This is a genomic window from Limnohabitans sp. (assembly GCF_046052825.1).
Classification (GTDB): domain Bacteria; phylum Pseudomonadota; class Gammaproteobacteria; order Burkholderiales; family Burkholderiaceae_C; genus Limnohabitans.
In genome coordinates, this window is the sequence record NZ_JAVLFP010000049.1 from 89,335 (window position 1) to 109,493 (window position 20,159).

The 20,159-nt window shown below is 58.3% G+C and carries 19 protein-coding genes; 11 read left to right on the forward strand and 8 right to left on the reverse strand.

Translation table 11 applies throughout. The annotated features are described in order from the left end of the window. Positions 1–23 precede the first annotated feature (23 nt). Positions 24–656, reverse strand: a complete 633-nt coding sequence (locus ACKWJN_RS08095) for an RNA pyrophosphohydrolase (protein ID WP_408595824.1) — start codon at positions 654–656, stop codon at positions 24–26. 106 nt (positions 657–762) lie between these two features. Between ACKWJN_RS08095 and ACKWJN_RS08100 the strand changes: the two genes are divergently transcribed. Next, positions 763–2,508: a proline--tRNA ligase gene (locus ACKWJN_RS08100; protein WP_408595825.1), complete on the forward strand. Its 1,746-nt coding sequence runs from the start codon at positions 763–765 to the stop codon at positions 2,506–2,508. A 33-nt stretch (positions 2,509–2,541) separates the two neighbouring features. Here the strand turns inward: ACKWJN_RS08100 and ACKWJN_RS08105 are convergent, their stop codons facing one another. The 3 genes from ACKWJN_RS08105 to ACKWJN_RS08115 are packed head-to-tail and all read right to left on the reverse strand — an operon-like array spanning position 2,542 to position 4,980. Continuing rightward, positions 2,542–3,774 (reverse strand): cytochrome-c peroxidase, encoded by a 1,233-nt coding sequence (locus ACKWJN_RS08105; RefSeq protein ID WP_408595826.1) that lies wholly within the window; start codon positions 3,772–3,774, stop codon positions 2,542–2,544. Positions 3,775–3,781: 7 nt separating this feature from the next. Further along, positions 3,782–4,195: a FixH family protein gene (locus ACKWJN_RS08110; protein WP_408595827.1), complete on the reverse strand. Its 414-nt coding sequence runs from the start codon at positions 4,193–4,195 to the stop codon at positions 3,782–3,784. Beyond that, entirely contained in the window at positions 4,192–4,980 is a 789-nt protein-coding gene (locus tag ACKWJN_RS08115; protein ID WP_408595828.1) for an amidohydrolase family protein, read from the reverse strand. The genes ACKWJN_RS08110 and ACKWJN_RS08115 overlap by 4 nt, the downstream gene beginning before the upstream one ends. A 341-nt stretch (positions 4,981–5,321) precedes the next feature. Between ACKWJN_RS08115 and ACKWJN_RS08120 the strand changes: the two genes are divergently transcribed. Beyond that, positions 5,322–5,978 (forward strand): lytic transglycosylase domain-containing protein, encoded by a 657-nt coding sequence (locus ACKWJN_RS08120; protein ID WP_408595829.1) that lies wholly within the window; start codon positions 5,322–5,324, stop codon positions 5,976–5,978. 3 nt (positions 5,979–5,981) lie between these two features. On the opposite strand, the gene grxD is transcribed toward ACKWJN_RS08120, so the two are convergent. The 4 genes from grxD to hemA all read right to left on the reverse strand — a co-directional run bounded on the left by grxD (position 5,982) and on the right by hemA (position 9,623). Further along, positions 5,982–6,299, reverse strand: coding sequence for a Grx4 family monothiol glutaredoxin (grxD, locus tag ACKWJN_RS08125; protein WP_408595830.1), 318 nt, complete (start codon positions 6,297–6,299; stop codon positions 5,982–5,984). 25 nt (positions 6,300–6,324) lie between these two features. Continuing rightward, entirely contained in the window at positions 6,325–7,194 is an 870-nt protein-coding gene (prmC, locus tag ACKWJN_RS08130) for a peptide chain release factor N(5)-glutamine methyltransferase (RefSeq protein WP_408595831.1), read from the reverse strand. Further along, on the reverse strand, positions 7,191–8,300 hold the full coding sequence (gene prfA / locus ACKWJN_RS08135) for a peptide chain release factor 1 (protein ID WP_408595832.1): 1,110 nt from the start codon (positions 8,298–8,300) through the stop codon (positions 7,191–7,193). Before prfA ends, prmC begins: the two co-directional genes overlap by 4 nt. A 63-nt stretch (positions 8,301–8,363) precedes the next feature. After that, positions 8,364–9,623: a glutamyl-tRNA reductase gene (gene hemA / locus ACKWJN_RS08140; RefSeq protein ID WP_408595833.1), complete on the reverse strand. Its 1,260-nt coding sequence runs from the start codon at positions 9,621–9,623 to the stop codon at positions 8,364–8,366. A gap of 24 nt (positions 9,624–9,647) precedes the next feature. Here hemA and ACKWJN_RS08145 point away from each other — a divergent pair, with 24 nt between their 5' ends. The 9 genes from ACKWJN_RS08145 to ACKWJN_RS08185 all read left to right on the forward strand — a co-directional run bounded on the left by ACKWJN_RS08145 (position 9,648) and on the right by ACKWJN_RS08185 (position 20,132). Further along, positions 9,648–9,932 carry a hypothetical protein gene (locus ACKWJN_RS08145; protein ID WP_408595834.1) on the forward strand — a complete coding sequence of 95 codons (285 nt, stop codon included), beginning with the start codon at positions 9,648–9,650 and terminating at the stop codon, positions 9,930–9,932. Between the two features lie 69 nt (positions 9,933–10,001). After that, positions 10,002–13,874: a DUF3683 domain-containing protein gene (locus tag ACKWJN_RS08150; protein ID WP_408595835.1), complete on the forward strand. Its 3,873-nt coding sequence runs from the start codon at positions 10,002–10,004 to the stop codon at positions 13,872–13,874. 15 nt (positions 13,875–13,889) lie between these two features. Beyond that, complete coding sequence (locus tag ACKWJN_RS08155) at positions 13,890–14,306, forward strand: gamma-butyrobetaine hydroxylase-like domain-containing protein (RefSeq protein WP_408595836.1); 417 nt, start codon at positions 13,890–13,892, stop codon at positions 14,304–14,306. 14 nt (positions 14,307–14,320) lie between these two features. Continuing rightward, positions 14,321–15,052: a bifunctional demethylmenaquinone methyltransferase/2-methoxy-6-polyprenyl-1,4-benzoquinol methylase UbiE gene (ubiE, locus tag ACKWJN_RS08160; protein ID WP_408595837.1), complete on the forward strand. Its 732-nt coding sequence runs from the start codon at positions 14,321–14,323 to the stop codon at positions 15,050–15,052. A gap of 28 nt (positions 15,053–15,080) precedes the next feature. Beyond that, entirely contained in the window at positions 15,081–16,049 is a 969-nt protein-coding gene (locus tag ACKWJN_RS08165; RefSeq protein ID WP_408595838.1) for a Tim44 domain-containing protein, read from the forward strand. A 60-nt stretch (positions 16,050–16,109) separates the two neighbouring features. Then, on the forward strand, positions 16,110–16,682 hold the full coding sequence (locus ACKWJN_RS08170) for a hypothetical protein (RefSeq protein WP_408595839.1): 573 nt from the start codon (positions 16,110–16,112) through the stop codon (positions 16,680–16,682). Continuing rightward, complete coding sequence (gene ubiB, locus ACKWJN_RS08175) at positions 16,679–18,247, forward strand: ubiquinone biosynthesis regulatory protein kinase UbiB (protein WP_408595840.1); 1,569 nt, start codon at positions 16,679–16,681, stop codon at positions 18,245–18,247. The genes ACKWJN_RS08170 and ubiB overlap by 4 nt, the downstream gene beginning before the upstream one ends. A gap of 22 nt (positions 18,248–18,269) precedes the next feature. Then, positions 18,270–19,712, forward strand: coding sequence for a sodium:solute symporter family protein (locus ACKWJN_RS08180; protein WP_408595841.1), 1,443 nt, complete (start codon positions 18,270–18,272; stop codon positions 19,710–19,712). Between the two features lie 90 nt (positions 19,713–19,802). Continuing rightward, a complete protein-coding gene (locus tag ACKWJN_RS08185) occupies positions 19,803–20,132 on the forward strand; it encodes an FmdB family zinc ribbon protein (RefSeq protein ID WP_408595842.1) in 330 nt (109 codons plus the stop codon). Positions 20,133–20,159 lie beyond the last annotated feature (27 nt).

Here is a 20,159-nt window from a genome sequence, read left to right on the forward strand (position 1 = left end):
AGCCCCTCAGGACTTCGCACAGTTCAATCACCTTGTTTGAGCGCAGATTGCGGGTCTGGATCAAAACTCGCCCCTGGCGGTAACTCCATGCCCATGCTGATGGACATGCCAAAGTGCTTGGTGGTCACAGTCATTTCCCCTTGAACCTGACCCATGCCGCGCAAGTAGCGGTTGCGACCTTCTTGCCGTGGCAAATAACGTGACAACTCGGTCAGCGCCATTTCATACACACCGCGTTTGAACTCCACCACCACATCCAATGGCACCCAGTAATCGTTCCATCGCCACGCGTCGAACTCGGGATGGTTGGTGGCGCGCAAATTCAACGAATGGTCGGGCGCCATCAGTTGCAACAAAAACCAAATTTGCTTTTGGCCTTTGTAGAAGCCTCGCGCGTCACGTCGGATGAACCGGTCTGGCACCTCATAGCGCAACCAGTCTCGGGTACGGGCCACGATGCGCACATGCTCTTGTTTGAGCCCCACTTCTTCGTGCAATTCGCGGAACATGGCCTGTTCGGGAGTCTCTCCTCGATCGATGCCGCCCTGCGGAAATTGCCAACTGTGGGTGCGGATGCGCTTGCCCCAAAACACCTGATTTTTCTGGTTGAGCAAGATGATGCCGACATTGGGTCTGAACCCTTCTCGGTCAAGCATAATCAAACCTCAAATTTTTTAAACTGAGTCCATTATGCACAGAGCTGCTGTGCTCACCTCAGGACTCACCCTGATTCCCCTCTGACATTTCGTTTTTTGTGCCGCCATGAAAGCCTCCCAGTTCCTCATCTCTACCCTCAAAGAAGCCCCTGCCGACGCCGAAGTGGTGAGCCACAAACTCATGATGCGCGCGGGCTTGATCAAGAAACTGGGCGCCGGTATTTACAACTACATGCCCATGGGCTTGCGCGTCATTCGCAAGGTCGAAGCCATCGTGCGCGAAGAAATGAACCGCGCAGGTGCAGTAGAACTCAGCATGCCGGTGGTGCAGCCCTCTGAGCTGTGGCAAGAAACCGGACGCTTCGAAAAAATGGGCCCCGAGTTGCTGCGCATCAAAGACCGCCATGGTCGCGACTTTGTGGTTCAACCCACCAGCGAAGAAGTGGTGACTGACATTGCTCGCCAAGAATTGCGCAGCTACAAACAGTTGCCCAAAAACTTCTACCAAATCCAAACCAAATTTCGCGATGAACGTCGCCCCCGTTTTGGCTTGATGCGTGGGCGTGAGTTCATCATGAAAGACGCCTACAGTTTTGACCGCAACCCAACCGCTGCCAAAGCCAGCTACCAAGTCATGGCTCAGGCCTACCGTCAAATCTTTGACCGCTTTGGCTTGCAATACCGTGCTGTGGCCGCTGACAGCGGCGCCATTGGTGGGGACTTGAGCGAAGAGTTTCAGGTGATCGCCGCGACGGGCGAAGACGCCATCGTCTACTGCCCCACCAGCAGCTATGCCGCCAACATGGAAAAAGCCGAGGCCTTGGCCCCTGTGCAAGCCCGTGGTGCGGCTACGCAAGCGCTGACACAAACTGCCACCCCAGGCAAAAGCACCTGCGAAGACGTGGCGGCATTGTTGAATGTGCCCTTGAACTCCACTGTCAAATCGCTGGTGTTGGCCACAGACACGCTCAACGACACAGGCGAAGTCGTCAAGTCGCAAGTGTGGCTTTTGCTTTTGCGCGGCGACCACGACATGAACGAAGTCAAAGTAGGCAAGCTGCCGGGCTTTGAGGGTGGTTTCCGTTTTGCAACCGCTGGCGAAATTGACAGCCACTTTGGTTGTAAGCCGGGCTACTTAGGCCCCGTCAACTTGAAGCAGCCTCTCCAAGTGGTGGCTGACCGCGATGTTGCTGTGATGAGCAACTGGGTGTGCGGCGCCAACGAGGTGGACTTTCACAACACTGGCGTCAACTGGGGGCGTGACCTGCCCGAACCCGACCTCGTGGCCGACCTGCGCAACGTGGTGGCCGGTGATGCTTCCCCCGACGGGCAAGGCGTGTTGGCCATCGAGCGTGGCATTGAAGTGGGCCATGTGTTTTACCTCGGCACCAAGTACAGCCAAGCCATGAACGCCACTTTCCTGGATGAAAACGGCAAACCCCAATTCATGGAAATGGGCTGCTACGGCATTGGCATCACCCGCTTGCCAGCGGCGGCCATTGAGCAGAACCATGACGCCAAAGGCATCATCTGGCCCGACGCCATTGCCCCCTTCTCCTTGGTCATTTGTCCGATTGGCATGGACCGCAGTGCTGAAGTCAAAACGGCGGCAGAGCAGCTCTATGCAGACCTGATGGCTGCTGGCGTGGACGTGATCTTGGACGACCGCGGCGAGCGCCCTGGCGCCATGTTTGCCGATTGGGAGCTCATTGGCGTGCCGCACCGCGTGACCATTGGCGACAAAGGCCTCAAAGACGGCTTGGTGGAATACCAAAATCGCCGTGACCCTGAGGCCACCAAAGTGCCTGCTGCTGACGTGTTGGCGTTTGTGAAAGCCAAACTCAGCGTCTGACAAGCATGTGCTTCTCCGATATTGCGCAATAGCTCATCGGTGCGATGCTGGTCGCTTGGGGAGATCAAAAGCTTTTGGCTGGGATAGCTCCAAACTGGTCAGCGTATGCAAGAACGCCACCAAGTCATCCATCTCCTGCGTGTTCAAGTGCAGGGGTTTGAGCAATGCTTCTCCATCTTGGTGTAGGCGCTCTTCGTTCAGCGCCGAGTAGTGCCTCACCACGTCCTGCAAAGTGGCCAAACTGCCGTTGTGCATATAGGGTGCCGTGAGCGCCACATTGCGCAGCGACGGCACTTTGAACTGACCAAATTGACTGTGATGCTCCGTCAAGTGCCGGGTTCGCGCTCCTGAAGCGCGCGTGGCGTCATCAGACCAGATGCCCAGACGGTTGTGCGCGTCCTCGCGTACCAAGCGAACACCTGCGTGGCGACCTGCATCCACCTGTCCGTGTGCCACAAAAAATGGCACCCCAATGTCATGAAACTCGCCATTCGAAAACATGGGTCCCACATGGCACACACTGCACCTGCCCTTGCCCATGAAGATCGATAAACCCCGTCTCGCTGCTGGTGGGTAACGCGCTGCGGCTTGTGCGTCATTGCGCGCCAGTGCATCACGCAACACATCAAAGCTGCTTTTGCCTGACCGCAAGGTTTCCATATACGCCGCCAGGGCCTTGGCAGCATTCACCAGCCGGGCCTCATCAGCATCATGGGGCGGTGCATGCGCTTGACGTGATACGCCAAATGCCCGTTGATACTTGCGGGCCAAAGCGGCATCACTTCTCAGCAGGCCAGCCACATGCGTCGCAGTGGCACCCATCTCTTGGGGGCTCAACAAAGGCCGAAGCGCGAACGACCACAGGCTGTCCGAGCCGCCGTCCCAGCCTAGCCAGTATGTGTGCGCCACATTCCACAGGCTTGGCGTATTTCGCACCAGTGGGGCTTGGCCGATGGCGCCTTTGGCCAGTGGCAAACCATCCGTCAAGCCTTGGGCGGGTTGGTGACAACTGGCACATGACATGTCCGCTCTTGGCGACAGGCGTGCCTCAAAAAAAAGTGCGCGGCCCAGTGCCATCGCTGCTGGTTGGCCCGAGACGTGGTTGGACACATCGTTTTCGCGCTTCAAAGGCCAGGGACCGTGCGACAAGATGGCCTGCCGCTCCTCCTGCGTGAAGGCTGGCGTGGCCTGCGTCGCAGGTACCCACGCCACCATTAGCCATGCCCACCACAAGCCGTTCATTCGCGCCAAGAAACCATGGCTCATGATGGCTTCACCGCAGGTTGTCATCCAAGCGCAGCGTCTCTTGTCCTTTGGACGTTTGCACCTCAAACACATATTGCCAGCGCCCTGGCATGTGAAACAACAAACCCGTGACTTGAAACTGATTCCCACTGTTGCGCGATACCTGGGGCCGGTAGTTCATGCCATGCTTGTGCGCCGGCATCAGCGCATCCACTTTCAGGTCAGACACCGTAACGCCAGGTGGCGCACACACCTCGGCCACCAGCCCAAAGGGTTGCCCCACTTTCACGGGAGCAGGGGTGGTGCGAAACGCCACTTGCCATTCACCCGATTGGGCCACCTGTCGGTCTGGACCCTTCTCGCACCCTGCATACGTTGTATTGGCCCAGCACAGCAGTACCAAGCCAAGTGTTGCAACCGCACCATGCGATGGGGCGCTCATGGCTTGACCATCTGGCCAAACAAGGCTTCACCATTTTTGTAGGCAATGCGCTCTGCCACTGGCAGTGGCAGGTCTTGTAACCACTGGCGTGACCAACGCGCATGCTCAGGCACATAAAACCATCGCTCCGGGGTGTAGGTGTCCGTGCCCAACAAAAACCGATCAGGAAACTCCATGAACGCTGCACGCCACTCGGGGTCTACCTTGCCCCCGTTGCCCTGATCGCTGCGAAACGCCAAATCCGCCCACAGGTGTTTGTGCTTGCGCAGCATCTCGCGTACCTTGGCGGGCGTATCAAAACCCGAATGCGCCCACAGCACCCGCGCATCGGGGTCTTGCTGAAAAATACGTGTGACAGCCTCTGCATCTGAATGCGCATGCAAGAACAACTGGTGTTCCTTGGCCAACTGCACCATGCGGCGGGGAATGGGCAAATCCATGTCGGCGCCATAAATATGAAACTCACCGATGGCGGCGTACTTGTATCGCTTGAGCCTGTCCTCTAGGTGCGCCACCAGGGTGTCACTGCGAAACCAAGTGCTGGTTTCGCCGCGATGGCGGTAGGGCCGCAGCGAGGGGATGACCAAGTCAGGGGCCTGTGCATACAGCTTTTGCGTGCCCTCATCGCCTGAACTCGACACCATGGCACGGCGCACCCCGCTTTTGCGCAGCATGGTCACGACTTCTTCAGGCGAAATCCGCTCCCACGCATCGTGGCTGTAGTGCAGGTGCGCGTCAAAAATAGGCAACCCATCGTTGGCATGTGCCGAATTGAGGGTCAGCATTAGACAGACAGCAAATCCAATTCGACGCATAAGCAGCCCTTATTTATTGAATACGAAGTAGTTAATGTAACGTGATGCGGCTTGAGCTGGTGTGGAACGGGTCTTAAGCCCCTCAACACCGGTGCTGCTCGATCGCAAGGGCAAGATGCGGGCTGTGGGTCGTATTACGATGTCACAGCCTTTCGGATGAAAGTGTCTGCTGCCTGCGTCAAATTCACTCACGGCTGACCAGTCAGCGCGAACAGTCGCAGTTGGTGGCTTTGAACTACCAAAAGCCTGCCTGCATCGGTTTTCCCAAACAAAGTTGTGATGGTGAAGAAGTGAAATTCCAGAAACTTGTGTTGCCATTCCTCTTTGGGGCCTTGTTTGCCTTGAACTCCAAAGCCGGTGCCCAGCGCGAAGAGCCACTGGCTGACGCTGTCCGCACTGCCTTGAGCGCTGCCGTGGCGCAGCAGGGCCCGCCAGAGTTGGTGCATGCCGACGTGCAGTCTGAGCAAGTCTTTGCAGCTTGGCTGTCGCACACACAAAGCTTGCTGCGACAGCGCCTTGGCCCAACAGGCCAGCCCACGACGACAGCAGACGCAGGGCAAAGCCCGCTTGCGCCCAGACACGAACTCGATGCCGACACGATGCAGCGCGAGTTTTTGCACACCGTGTGGTACGAAAGCCAGCGCGCTGGCCTTGACCCAGCCTGGGTGCTGGGGTTGATTCAGGTGGAAAGCGGATTTCGTAAATTCGCCATCAGTCGCGCAGGCGCCCGTGGGTACATGCAGGTGATGCCGTTTTGGACACGGGTGTTGTCTGAGGGTGACGCCAGCCAGCTGTTCCATGCGCAGGCCAATGTGCGATTTGGTTGCGTGATTTTGCGTCACTACCTCAACCTGGAACGCGGCAACTTGGTGCTGGCGCTGGGCCGCTACAACGGCAGCCGCGAGCAAAGCGCTTACCCTAGGGCGGTGTTGTCAGCCAGCAAGGCCTGGCGACCTCGCGAGCTCTGAGGTTCAAGCGTTCAAGGCCTTGAGCAGCTCACCCGATTCGTACATCTCCATCATGATGTCTGAGCCGCCGATGAACTCGCCTTTGACATACAGCTGAGGAATGGTGGGCCAGTTGCTGTATTCCTTGATGCCTTGACGGATCTCGGCGTCGTCCAGCACGTTCACCGTTTTGATGGCTTTAGGCTCGACGCCGCAAGCTTTCAAAACTTGAATGGCACGGCCCGAGAAACCGCACATGGGAAAGCTTGCGCTGCCCTTCATGAACAGCAGAACCTCGTTGCTCTTGACCAGATCGTCAATGCGTTGTTGCACATCACTCATCGTCACTCTCCAAACTAAAACCAGATTATTTCATTGTCGGCCAACGCCCGCCACTGCATCGCAAGATGCCCGCAAGGTCAGGGCGGCTTTGTACCTGTTCAAACCCGGCGTTCATCAACATATCATGCACCGCCAGAGCTTGGTCAAAGCCGTGTTCCAGCAGCAACCAGCCGCCCGGTCGCAGATGCGCACCCGCTTGTTGAACGATCTGTCGAATGTCGTCCAAGCCGTCGTGACCTGAAGCCAAGGCCCTCAAGGGTTCATGCCGCAAGGTTTGCAAATGGGGGTCGTGGTCGGCCACATACGGTGGGTTGGACACGATGGCGTCAAACTGCGCATCGCCCAACGCAGCACACCAACTGCCTTGGCGCCAGGTGATGGGCAGGGCTAACCGGTGGGCGTTGGCTTGTGCCACCGCCAGAGCATCTGCACTCAGGTCGACCGCCCACACGTCGGCTTGAGGGCGGCTGTGTTTCAGGGCCAGGGCAATGGCGCCGCTGCCGGTGCCCAAGTCCACCACGTGGGGTGCTGGTACATCGGCCAAACAGCTCAGCGCCCATTCCACCAACACCTCGGTGTCCGCGCGCGGGTCGAGCACCCGTGCATCGACATGCAGTGGCAAGTCAAAAAACTCTTTCTGCCCTGTGATGTAGGCCACAGGTTCGTGCGACACGCGACGCGCCACTTGGTTCTGAAATGTCTGGTGCACCGTGGGAGCTAAGGTGTCGGGGCCATGGCTGAGCAACCAAGCACGGTCATGCAGGCCTTGCCCCGCACTGTGCAGCAACAGCACTTGGGCTTCCAGTCGGGTCACGCCTTGCTGCTGTGCCCAGGCCAGGGCGGCTTGCACGGTGAAGGCGTGTTCGGCGTTGGGTCGTGGATGCGCCGAGGTCATGACGTGCCAGGGTCGAGGGCTTGCAATTGCTCGGCTTCATGGGCGTGGCGCAAGGCCAGCAGGGGCTCGCTCAAGTCACCCTCCATGATCAGGTTGAGCTTGTAAAGCGTCAGGTTGATGCGGTGGTCGCTCCAGCGGCCCTGCGGAAAGTTGTAGGTGCGAATGCGGTCGCTGCGGTCGCCGCTGCCAATCAAGCCTTTGCGCAAGGCGGCGTCTTTGGCGGCACGCTCGCTGCGGTCTTTTTCTTGGATGCGCGCGGTCAACACCCGCAGCGCTTGGGCTTTGTTGCTGTGCTGGCTGCGGCCGTCTTGGCATTCGGCCACGATGCCCGTGGGCAAGTGGGTGATGCGCACCGCCGAATCGGTCTTGTTGATGTGTTGGCCGCCGGCACCACTGGCGCGGTACGTGTCGATGCGCAGGTCGGCCGGGTTGATTTTGACCGCTTGCGCCTCATCGGGCTCGGGCATCACAGCCACGGTGCAAGCGCTGGTGTGGATGCGCCCCTGGGTTTCGGTGGCGGGCACACGCTGCACGCGGTGACCACCCGATTCAAATTTGAGCTGGCCATACACACCGTCTGTGCCGCTGGGGCTTTCGAGCCGAAGCACCACTTCTTTGTAGCCGCCCAAGTCGCTGGCCGATTCGCTGACCAACTCGGTTCGCCAGCCCTGACGTTCAGCGTAGCGGGTGTACATGCGCAGCAAATCGGCTGCAAACAAGGCCGACTCATCGCCGCCTGTGCCGGCGCGAATTTCCAAAAACGCGGGCCGCGCATCATCGGGGTCTTTGGGCAACAGCATGCGCTGCAACTCGGTTTCAAGTTGCGCCAACTCGGCTTGGGCCTGAGTGATTTCCTCCTCTGCCATGCCCCGCATGTCGGGGTCATCGCCGCTTTCTTGAAGCATGAGCTGCGCCGCTTGCAAGTCAGACTCACGTTGCTGGTAGCGCGCATAACGCCCGGCGGTTGCGGTCACATCGGTGTGCTCGCGTGACAAGGCCAAGAACTGCGTCATGTCCTTCATGATGTCTTCACGCGACAACAAAAAGTCCAGTTCTGCCAAACGTTGGGCGTAACGCTCCAGTTGAGCGCGCAAAAAGGCTTTCATGGCATCAGGCCGCTGTGACCCAAGCCCAAGGCAACGGGGGGCACGTGAAATGAAAAAGCCGTTTCATGACTTGCTGCGTAAAAAGAACCGCTCAATTGCGTGGCGGGCGTGTTCGCGAGACGCGACATCGCCAGCGTGCAACTCAGCCATGGCGCCGTGCAGCATTTTTTGAGTCAAGCCGCGCGACAGGGCTTCGAGGACAGCGTCCACGTCATCCCCTTTGGCCAGCAATTTGCGGGCACGAGCCAGCTCGGCATCTCGCCATTCGTCGGTTTGGGCGTTGAGTTGCTGAATCAGCGGCACGTTGCTGCGTTGTTCCAGCCAGTGGGCAAAGTTTTGCACCCCCACATCGATGATGGCTTCGGCCTGCGCCACCGCAGCTTGGCGGTTGGCTTGGCCGGTTTGCACCACCTGTGACAAATCGTCCACGGTGTAAAGGTAGATATCCTCCAGCGACTTCACCTCGGGCTCAATGTCGCGGGGCACGGCTAAATCGACCATGAACATGGGGCGGTGCTTGCGCTGTTTCAGGGCCCGCTCCACAGCGCCTAGGCCAATCAAGGGCAATGTGCTGGCGGTGCAACTGATGACGATGTCAAACTCGTGCAGCCGCTGGGGAAGGTCTGACAAGCGCATCACGTCGCCACCAAATTGCAGGGCCAGTTTTTCACCACGCTCCAAGGTGCGGTTGGCAATGGCCAAGGATTTGGGCTGTTTCGCTGCGAAATGGGTGGCGCACAGCTCAATCATTTCACCGGCGCCCACAAACAAGACCTTGGTTTGTGCCAGTTCCTCAAAAAGCTGGCCCGCCAAACGCACAGCGGCGGCAGCCATGCTGATGGAGTGGGCGCCAATTTCGGTGGAGCTGCGCACTTCTTTGGCCACCGCAAAAGAGCGCTGAAACAACTGGTTCAAGGTGGTGCCCAAAGCCCCAGCTTCAGAGGCGGCACGCACCGCGTCTTTCATTTGCCCCAGGATCTGTGGCTCTCCCAAGACCATCGAGTCCAGGCCGCTGGCCACCCTAAATGCGTGGCGTGCAGCCTCGCTCTCGGTCAGCTCATAGGTGTGTCCTTGCAGGGCGTCCATAGGCACGCCGCCAGACTGGGCCAGCCAGGCCAAGGTTTGTTGCATTTGGTTGTGCGTGCCAGCCCCGTAAATCTCGGTTCGGTTGCAGGTGGACAAGATCGCCACCTCGCTGTCGCCGGTGAACGTGTTGCGCAGGGTGGTCAGGCTGGGCCCCATTTGTTCGACTGCAAAGGCGAAGCGACCCCGCAGATCGAGCGGGGCTGTGTTGTGATTGAGGCCAAGAGCCCAGACTGCCATAGGTGTAGATTATAAAATTTACCAATGGGCCCTTATGAACAGCTGATTCACCTGTTGAATTTCATGGCACCTGCGTGGTGTCTGGGTCTGCTGTGCGCGCTTGCTGCACGTGGCATGGCCAGACTGGGCCTGCCCCGGTCGGTTTGGCGCCTGCGCACCCAGGTTGGGGTCCATGGTGTGTTGGGTATGGCCGTGATGTTGGGCGGGCTGGCGCTGTGGGGGGTGGATGGCAAGATGGCCACCTGGGGCGCCCTTGTGTTGGTGGCCGCCAGTGCCCAATGGACGATGTGCCAAGCCTGGCGCCGCTGAATGGCGCACAACACGTAGGGCTGTGGTGCCCTGCGGTAACATTCAAACCCCTCTCGCGCACCCTCCACAATGAACGCACCCACCTCGCTCCATCACCTGCTGTCCATGGCTGAAGAGAGCCCACGGCTGCGCGAAATCCCCTACAACTACACCTCGTTTTCTGACCGAGAAATCGTGTTGCGCTTGCTCGGTGCCCAAGCCTGGGAATTGCTGTTGCGCTTGCGCCAAGAACGCCGCACGGGTCGCTCAGCCCGCATGCTGTACGAGGTGCTGGGCGACATCTGGGTGGTGCAACGCAACCCTTATTTGCAAGACGACTTGCTGGATAACCCCAAGCGTCGCCGCCAGTTGGTGGACGCCTTGCATCACCGTTTGGGTGAGGTCGAGCGCCGCCGTACCCCCAAAGAAGACGCAGAACGCGACAGCTTGGTGGGGCAGTTGTTGGCCGCAGCCTCGCTGGCCATAGAAAGCTTCAACGCCCAGTTTGAAGCGATTGCCGCTTTGCGTAAAAAAACCGAGCGCTTGCTCAAAAAGCACACTGCCGCGGACAACATCAAATTCGACGGCTTGTCGAGGGTGTCCCATGTGACCGACGCGACCGACTGGCGGGTGGAATACCCCTTCGTGGTGCTGACCCCTGACACCGAGGTCGAAATGGCCAAGATGGTCAAAGACTGTATTGATTTAGGGCTCACCATCGTTCCGCGTGGCGGCGGCACGGGCTACACCGGTGGCGCGATTCCCCTGACGTGGAAGAGCGCGGTCATCAACACCGAAAAACTCGAAGCCATGTCACAGGTGGATGTACGCCCCTTACCGGGTGTGGACCATCCGGTCCCCACCATCTGGACCGAAGCCGGTGTGGTCACGCAGCGCGTGGCCGATGCGGCTGAGCGTGCCGGCTTTGTGTTTGCCGTAGACCCTACCTCCGCAGAAGCCTCGTGCATTGGCGGCAATATCGCCATGAACGCCGGGGGCAAAAAGGCTGTGCTGTGGGGCACCGCGCTCGACAACTTGGCCAGCTGGCGCATGGTCACTCCGGACGCGCAGTGGCTCGAGGTCACCCGCGTCGGCCATAACCTGGGCAAGATCCACGACGCTGACATTGCCAGCTTTGACTTGCAGTATTTCGAGGCCGATGGCAAAACCCCGGTTCGCCAAGAGCGTCTGGACATTCCTGGCCCGTCCTTTCGCAAAGAAGGTCTGGGCAAAGACGTCACTGACAAGTTTTTGAGCGGCTTGCCTGGCATCCAAAAAGAAGGCTGTGACGGCTTGATCACCAGCGCCCGTTGGATCTTGCACCGCATGCCCCAGCACACCCGCACGGTGTGCATGGAGTTCTTTGGCAACGCCAAAGATGCGGTGCCCAGCATCGTGGACATCAAAGATTTCATGTTTGCTGAGCAAAAGCGCAGCGGCGTGTTGTTGGCGGGCTTGGAGCATTTGGACGACCGTTACCTGCGTGCGGTGGGCTATGCCACCAAGAGCAAACGCGGTGGCTTGCCCAAAATGGTGTTGATTGGCGACATCGCGGGTGACGACGCCGACGACGTGGCGCGCGTGACCTCTGAAGTGGTGCGCTTGGCCAACTCGCGCAGTGGCGAAGGCTTTGTGGCCATCAGCCCTGAAGCGCGTAAAAAGTTCTGGCTCGACCGCAAACGCACAGCCGCCATCAGCCGCCACACCAACGCTTTCAAGATCAACGAAGACGTGGTCATTCCGCTGCCCCGGATGGCCGAATACACCGACGGCATCGAGCGCATCAACATCGAACTGTCGCTGCGCAACAAAATTGCCCTGTGCGATGCCTTGGACGATTTTTTCGCGTCTGGCAACCTGCCCTTGGGTAAGTCGGACGACGCAGCTGACATTGCCTCGCCCGAGTTGCTGGAAGACCGTGTCACGCAAGCGCGCTCGCTGATTGCCGAGGTGCGGGGACTGTGGCAGCAGTGGCTGCACGATTGCGACGCGTTGTTCGTGCCCTTGCAAGACCACAGCTTGCGCGCCAGTTGGAAGACCCAGATTCGCGCCGTGTTGCAAAACATCTTCACGGGGGCGGCTTTCTTGCCGATCCTGGAAGAATGCAACGCCATTCACCAACGCGTGCTCAAAGGGCGCGTGTGGGTGGCCCTGCACATGCACGCCGGTGACGGCAATGTGCACACCAACATCCCCGTCAACAGCGACGACTACGCCATGCTGCAAACCGCACATGAAGCCGTGGCGCGCATCATGACCTTGGCCCGTTCGCTCAACGGCGTGATTTCAGGCGAACACGGCATTGGCATCACCAAGCTGGCGTTTTTGACCGATGCCGAGTTGCAACCTTTTGCCGACTACAAAGCCCGTGTCGACCCCGAAGGACGCTTCAACAAAGGCAAACTGCTGCGCAACAACGATGTCGACGCCAATCTGCGTCACGCTGATTTGAGCCAGGCTTACACCCCAAGCTTTGGCTTGATGGGCCATGAGTCCCTGATCATGCAGCAGTCTGACATTGGGGCCATTGCGGCCAGCGTCAAAGACTGCTTGCGCTGCGGCAAGTGCAAGCCGGTGTGTGCCACCCATGTGCCACGCGCCAATTTGCTCTACAGCCCGCGCAACAAAATCTTGGCCACCTCGTTGTTGGCAGAAGCCTTCTTGTACGAAGAGCAAACCCGTCGTGGTGTGTCTATCAAACACTGGCAAGAGTTTGAAGACGTGGCCGACCACTGCACCGTGTGTCACAAGTGCTTGACGCCTTGCCCGGTCAATATTGACTTTGGTGACGTGTCCATGAACATGCGCAACTTGTTGCGCAAGATGGGGCAAAAAACTTTCCGACCGGGCAATGCGGCTGCCATGTTGATGCTCAACGCCACCAACCCGGAAACCATCAAGTTGGTCCGTGCCGGTATGGTGGGTGTGGGCATGAAGTTACAGCGCATGGCCCATGACGTCTTGAAGTTGGTGGCCCGCAAGCAAACCAATTCGCCTCCGGCCTCGGTCGGTGCTGCGCCCATCAAAGAGCAGGTGATTCACTTCATCAACAAAAAAATGCCAGGTGGCTTGCCCAAGAAAACCGCCCGCGCTTTGTTGGACATCGAAGACAAAGATTACGTGCCCATCATCCGCAACCCCAAGACCACCACCTCCGACACCGAGGCTGTGTTCTATTTCCCAGGTTGTGGCTCAGAGCGCTTGTTCAGCCAAGTCGGCTTGGCGACCCAAGCCATGCTGTGGCATGCCGGTGTGCAAACCGTGTTGCCGCCTGGCTATTTGTGCTGCGGTTATCCGCAGCGCGGCAGCGGGCAGTTTGACAAGGCTGAAAAAATCATCACCGACAACCGTGTGCTGTTCCACCGGGTGGCCAACACGCTCAACTACCTCGACATCAAGACCGTGGTGGTGAGCTGTGGCACTTGTTATGACCAATTGCAGGGCTACGAGTTCGACAAAATCTTCCCAGGCTGTCGCATCGTTGACATCCACGAGTACTTGTTAGAGAAGAACATCACACTCGACACCAGCCAGCAAGGCGCCTACCTGTACCACGACCCCTGCCACAGCCCCATGAAGCAGCAAGAGCCGATGAAAACGGTCAGGTCCTTGGTGGGGGACACCGTCCTCAAGAGCGATCGTTGTTGTGGTGAGTCCGGCACCTTGGGTGTGACACGCCCAGACATTGCCACTCAGGTGCGCTTTCGCAAGGAAGAAGAAATCCGCAAAGATGAAACCGCACTGCGTGCCATCACTGGCGAAGCAACGGGCAACGTCAAAATCTTGACCAGCTGCCCCAGCTGTTTGCAAGGCCTGACCCGTTATGGCGACGACTTGCAAAACGGTTTGCTCGAAGCCGACTACATCGTGGTTGAGATGGCGCGCAAAATTTTGGGTGAACAGTGGATGCCCACCTATGTGGCCCAAGCCAATGCCGGTGGCATTGAGCGCGTGTTGGTCTGAGGCGGGAGCACAAGCATGGCTGGTTTAGACAAAAACACCCCCACCCCGCAAGACATCACGGTGCACGGGGCCACCCGCGCGCTGGAGGTCAGCTTTTCGGATGGTGCCTCGTTCCGCATCCCGTTTGAACTCATGCGCATCTACAGCCCATCGGCTGAAGTGCAGGGGCACGGGCAAGGTCAAGAAGTGTTGCAAACCGGCAAACGCGAGGTCACCCTGACGGAGCTGGCCCCGGTTGGCAACTACGCCGTGCAACCCACCTTCAGCGATGGCCACGACACGGGCATCTTTTCGTGGGAGTACCTCTATTTTCTGGGTGCGCAGCAAGACCAACTGTGGGCGGATTACGAGCGCCGCTTGACAGAAGCCGGCGTCATACGCGATGCACCCATGCCCGAGGCAGCGGGTTCGAGTTGCGGCCATTCGCACTGATACCATCCAGCTTCATGAGCAGCACACACTTCGGTTTCAAAACGGTTGACGAGTCAGACAAAGCCCGCCATGTGCGTGGCGTGTTTGATTCAGTGGCATCCAAGTACGACGTCATGAATGACCTCATGTCCATGGGCTTGCACCGTGTCTGGAAGCGTTACACCGTGAGGGTGGCTGACCTGCGCGAGGGCTACCAAGTGCTCGACATCGCAGGCGGCACCGGCGACTTGGCCATGGCCTTTGCCAAAGAGGTGGGTCACACAGGACGCGTGGTGCACACCGACATCAACGAAGCCATGCTGAGCACCGGGCGTGATCGCTTGCTCGACCATGGCGTGGTCTTGCCCACCCTGGTGTGCGATGCCGAAAAACTGCCTTTCCCAGACAACCACTTTGATGTGGTCAGCGTGGCCTTTGGCTTGCGCAACATGACCCACAAAGACGCGGCACTTCAAGAGATGTGCCGTGTGCTCAAACCCAACGGTAAATTGCTGGTGTTGGAATTCTCCAAAGTGGCCAAGCCCCTGGAAAAGGCCTACGACTGGTACTCCTTTAACGTTCTCCCTAAACTGGGCAAGATGGTTGCAGGTGACGACGCCAGTTACCGTTATTTGGCCGAATCCATCCGCATGCACCCCAGTCAAGAAGACTTGAAAGCGTTGATGAAAACCTGCGGCTTTGGCCATGTGGACTTTCACAATCTGAGCGCTGGCGTGGTGGCCTTGCATGTGGGCATCAAGTGTTGAATTTGTGCTGGTTTTTGGAGACAAGAAAATGAAAATTTGGTCCGCTCTGTTGGTCATCGCGATGGCCTTGACAAGTTTGCATGCCGACGCTGCCAAGCGTTTGGGGGGGGGTAAATCGGTGGGGCAGCAGTCCAACCAGGTCACCCAGCGTGAAACCGCCAAGCCTGCCCCTGCCCCTGCTGCTGCGCCCAGCGTCGCACCAGCAGCGCCTGCTGCCCCGGCAGCCGCGCCCAGCCGTTTTGGTGGCATGGGCGGCATGCTCGGTGGTTTGGCTGCTGGCTTAGGCTTGGCTTGGCTAGCCCACTCGATGGGCTTTGGCGCTGAGTTCGGTCAGTTCTTGATGTTTGGTTTGATCGCTTTGGTGGTCATGATGGTCATTGGCATGGTCATGCGCCGTCGCCAACCCGCTGTTGCCAACAACAGCCCTTACGCTTTCGAAGGGGCTGGCGCGCCGGTAGAGCCGCGCAGCATGCCGCAATACAACCCACACAACGTGGGCAACGATGCTTCTGCTCGACCGGTAGACACCGACCCACGCTTTTCCTCCGATGTGTCTGCCTCTCAAGGGGCCGTCATTGGTTCTGGCTTGGCGGGCACTCAAACATGGGGTATTCCGGCCGGCTTTGACACGGAAGGTTTTGTCAATGCAGCCAAACAAAACTTCCACACCTTGCAACAAGCTTGGGACAAGTCGGATGTGTCTACGCTGCGCTCGATGATGACCGACACCATGGTGGAAGAAATCAAAGCCCAATTGGCCGAGCGTGAAACCACAGCGGGTGGTCAACCCAACCACACCGAGGTGGTGATGCTCAACGCCCAACTCCTGGGCATCGAAGAGGCAGGTGCTTTTTACATGGCCAGCATCGAGTTCTCGGGCCTCATCCGTGAAGAGCCCTCTGCCGGCCCCACACCCTTCCGCGAGGTTTGGAACATGACCAAACCCAAAGATGGCAGCTTGGGCTGGTTGGTGGCAGGCGTGCAAGCCCTGCAGTAAGCCAGCTTGAAAAGCCATGCCGTCTGAGTGACGTGCAAATACAAGGAATAATTGGGGACTATGGCCACACAGTCCCCTTTTTCTTGGTTGAGTGACGCTGCAAACAAGTTGCGCGCCAACCTGCCCGCCGATTTACCTCAAGCTTTGATGCCCCCGCCCTGGGCGGTCCAAGAGCTGCAGCAGCGCGTGGTGTTGTTTCTCAACCATGTGTTGCTGCAAGAACCTGCTGCGCGCGATCGCTTGCAACGCCAACGTGGCCGAAGCGTGCAACTCCATTGGCGCGATCAAGTGTTTCAATGCCAGTTCACCCCCGCAGGCTTGTTGGAGCTGTTGCCTGTTGGTCAGCCTGTCCACACACCCGACTTGGTGTTGCGCGTCAGCGAGTCTTCACCCGTGGCTTTGGCTCGTTCGGTGTTGCAAGGCAACAAACCTGCGATTCGCATCGAGGGCGACGTGCAATTGGCCGCCGAAGTGAACTGGTTGATCGACCACGTGCGCTGGGACCCCGAGGAAGACTTGGCGCGCGTCATCGGTGATGCCCCTGCACACACACTGGCCCAAATTGCTCAGCGTGTCGTCGCTGCCCTGAGAGATTTTGTGAAGCCTCTCTCGACACCGAAGGCGCCGTCATGACACGCTTGTACCGCGGTGTGTACATCGTTTTCATTGTGTTGCGCTATGGCTTAGATGAGTTGGTGCTGACCAGTTTTCAAAAGCCAGGCTTGCGTTTGTTGGCACGCATCGTGTCGGTGGGGCGCGACCTGCGCGCACCACGTGGTCAGCGACTGCGTGAAGCGCTCGAGCATCTGGGGCCGATCTTTGTCAAGTTTGGCCAGGTGCTGTCGACTCGGCGCGATCTGCTGCCGCCCGATATCGCAGACGAGCTCGCGCTGTTGCAAGACCGGGTGCCACCATTCCCCTCCAGCGTGGCTGTTGCCACCATTGAGCGCGCATTTGGCCGTCCCTTGGCAGACGTGTTTGTGGAGTTCACCCACCAGCCCGTGGCCAGCGCCTCCATTGCCCAGGTGCACTTTGCTGTAGCCAAAGACCGCAACGGTCAATTGCGTGACGTGGCGGTCAAAGTGCTGCGACCCGGCATGCTGAACGTGATCGACAAAGACCTGAGCCTCATGCGCATGATGGCGGGTTGGGTCGACCTGTTGTCGGTCGACGGCAAACGCTTGAAGCCGCGCGAGGTGGTGGCTGAGTTTGACAAGTACCTGCACGACGAGTTGGATTTGGTGCGTGAAGCCGCCAATGCCGCACAGTTGCGCCGCAACATGGAAGGCCTCAACTTGGTGTTGATCCCAGAGATGCTCTGGGACTATTGCCACACCGAGGTGATCGTGATGGAGCGCATGAACGGCGTGCCCATCAGCCAGGTGGATCGTTTGCGTGAAGCAGGGGTGGATATTCCGAAGTTGGCCCGCGATGGCGTCACGATTTTTTTCACCCAGGTCTTTCGCGATGGTTTTTTCCATGCCGACATGCACCCCGGCAACATTCAGGTCAGTTTGGATCCAGCCACTTTTGGGCGCTATGTGTCGCTTGACTTTGGCATCGTGGGCACGCTGACCGAATTTGACAAAGAGTATCTGGCGCAAAACTTCACCGCCTTCTTTCGCCGTGACTACAAGCGCGTGGCCGAGTTGCATGTCGAGTCGGGTTGGGTGCCTGCCGACACCCGCGTGGATGAGTTGGAGTCGGCCATCCGTGCGGTGTGCGAGCCCTACTTTGATCGCCCACTCAAAGAAATTTCCTTAGGCCTGGTCTTGATGCGTTTGTTCCAGACCTCGCGCCGTTTCAATGTTGAGATCCAGCCGCAACTGGTGTTGCTGCAAAAAACCTTGCTCAACATCGAAGGCTTGGGGCGACAACTCGATCCTGAATTGGACTTGTGGAGCACGGCCAAACCCTTCTTGGAAAAGTGGATGCTGGACCAAGTGGGCCCCAAAAAACTGTGGGACCAATTGGTGGCCGAGGCGCCCCGTTATGCCAAGTTGCTGCCCGAGTTGCCGCGCTTGGTGCATGATTTTTTAAAGCACCGTCAAGGTGAGGACAACCCACAATTGCAAACCCTGATCCAAGAGCAGCGCCGCACCAACCGCCTGTTACAGCGCTTGATGTGGTGTGGTGTGGGCTTTGTGGCGGGTTTGTTGGTGATGCAATTTTTGGTCCGCTTGCACCCGCATTTCTGAGTTTTTGTAAGGAGTTTGACCCGTGCTGCTCACACTTGTCATGGTCTATTTGTTGGTCACCATTGCCATTGGGTTGATGGCTGCCAAGCGGGTCCAAAACTCGGCCGACTTTGCCATTGCGGGCCGGCATTTGCCCTTGGCGATGATTGTCACCACCACCTTTGCCACCTGGTTCGGATCGGAAACCGTGTTGGGCATTCCGGCCAAATTTGTCAACGGCGGCTTGCACGGTGTGGTCGAAGACCCTTTCGGCGCAGGGTTTTGTTTGATCTTGGTTGGGCTGTTTTTTGCGGGCAAGCTCTACCGCATGACGCTGCTCACCATCAGCGACTACTACCGTGAGCGTTATGGGCGCACCGTCGAAGTGGTGTGCTCGTTGATCATCATGGTCAGCTACTTGGGTTGGGTGTCGGCGCAGGTGACGGCCCTGGGGCTCGTCTTCAACGTGTTGTCCAACGAGGTCATCAGCGTGCCCCTCGGCATGGTGATCGGCGTGGTGTCGATCTTGGCGTACACCTTGTTTGGTGGCATGTGGTCGGTGGCCATCACCGACTTCATCCAGATGATCATCTTGGTGGTGGGCTTGTCCATCTTGGCCGTGTTTGCGGCCGACCAAGCAGGTGGCGCGGACAAAGTGGTGGCTTTGGCCATCAGCCAAGACATGTTCAAGTTTTGGCCAGAACCCAACTTCAAGGACATGGTGTTTTTCTTTGCCGCCGCGATCACCATCATGTTTGGATCGATTCCGCAACAAGATGTGTTCCAGCGCGTGATGTCCGCCAACAGCGTCAAGGCTGCCACGCACGGCCCGGTGATTGGTGGCATTTGTTACATCTTGTTTGCCTTTGTGCCGATGTTCTTGGTGGTCAGCGCCATGCTCATCATGCCGGAGAAGGCCGCCGCCTTGATCGCCGAAGACCCGCAAAAAGTGTTGCCTACTTTGGTGATGGAACACATGCCTTTTGCCATGCAGGTGCTCTTTTTCGGAGCTTTGCTATCTGCCATCAAGTCGTGTGCCTCGGCCACCTTGCTCGCGCCCAGTGTGACCTTCACCGAAAACATTTGGCGTCAGTTCCATCCTCACCAAAGCGACAAGCAAGAGTTGCGTGCCATGCGGATCACCGTGCTGGTCTTCAGTTCGCTGGTGCTGTGCTACGCCATTGCCATGCAAGGCACCTCTATCTATGAAATGGTCTCTGGCGCTTACCAAGTGCCTCTGGTCGGCGCTTTCGTGCCTTTGGTTTTTGGCTTGTATTGGCCAAGAGCCACCACACAGGGCGCCATTTTTGCCATCGCCTTCGGTTTGCTGATTTGGGGCTTGTTCATGTTCACCCCTGCAGGCGAGGAATTCCCAGCGCAATTGGCGGGTGTGTTGGCCAGTTTGGTCGGGATGTGTGGTGGGTCATTGGCCCCCCAGGCCATCCGCAATACCCATGCCGGCCACCACCCACTGGCGACCACCTGAGCCGGTTGAAACAGGCTTGACGGCCCTGGAAAGAGGGCCTTGAAGATGGGCCCACCGCCTATAATTGCAGGTTTTACCCATCCTTCAGCCATGCCTATCTACGCCTACAAATGCGGGTCCTGCGGCCATGCCAAGGACGTTTTGCAAAAAATCTCAGATGCACCTCTGACCGATTGCCCAGAGTGCGGCAAACCCACGTTCACCAAACAGCTCACGGCCGCTGGTTTTCAGCTCAAAGGCTCGGGTTGGTACGCCACCGACTTCAAGGGCGGCTCGGGTGGCACCTCGGCGCCTCCGGTTGCACCCGCTGCTGGCACTGATGCGGCAGCCCCTGCCGCTGCACCCAGTGGAGGCGATGCGCCAGCTGCATCGACTTCAGCGGCTGCGGGCGGCTGTGGCACCTCATGCGCTTGTCATTGAACCCCATGTCTTTTTCACTCAGCTCAC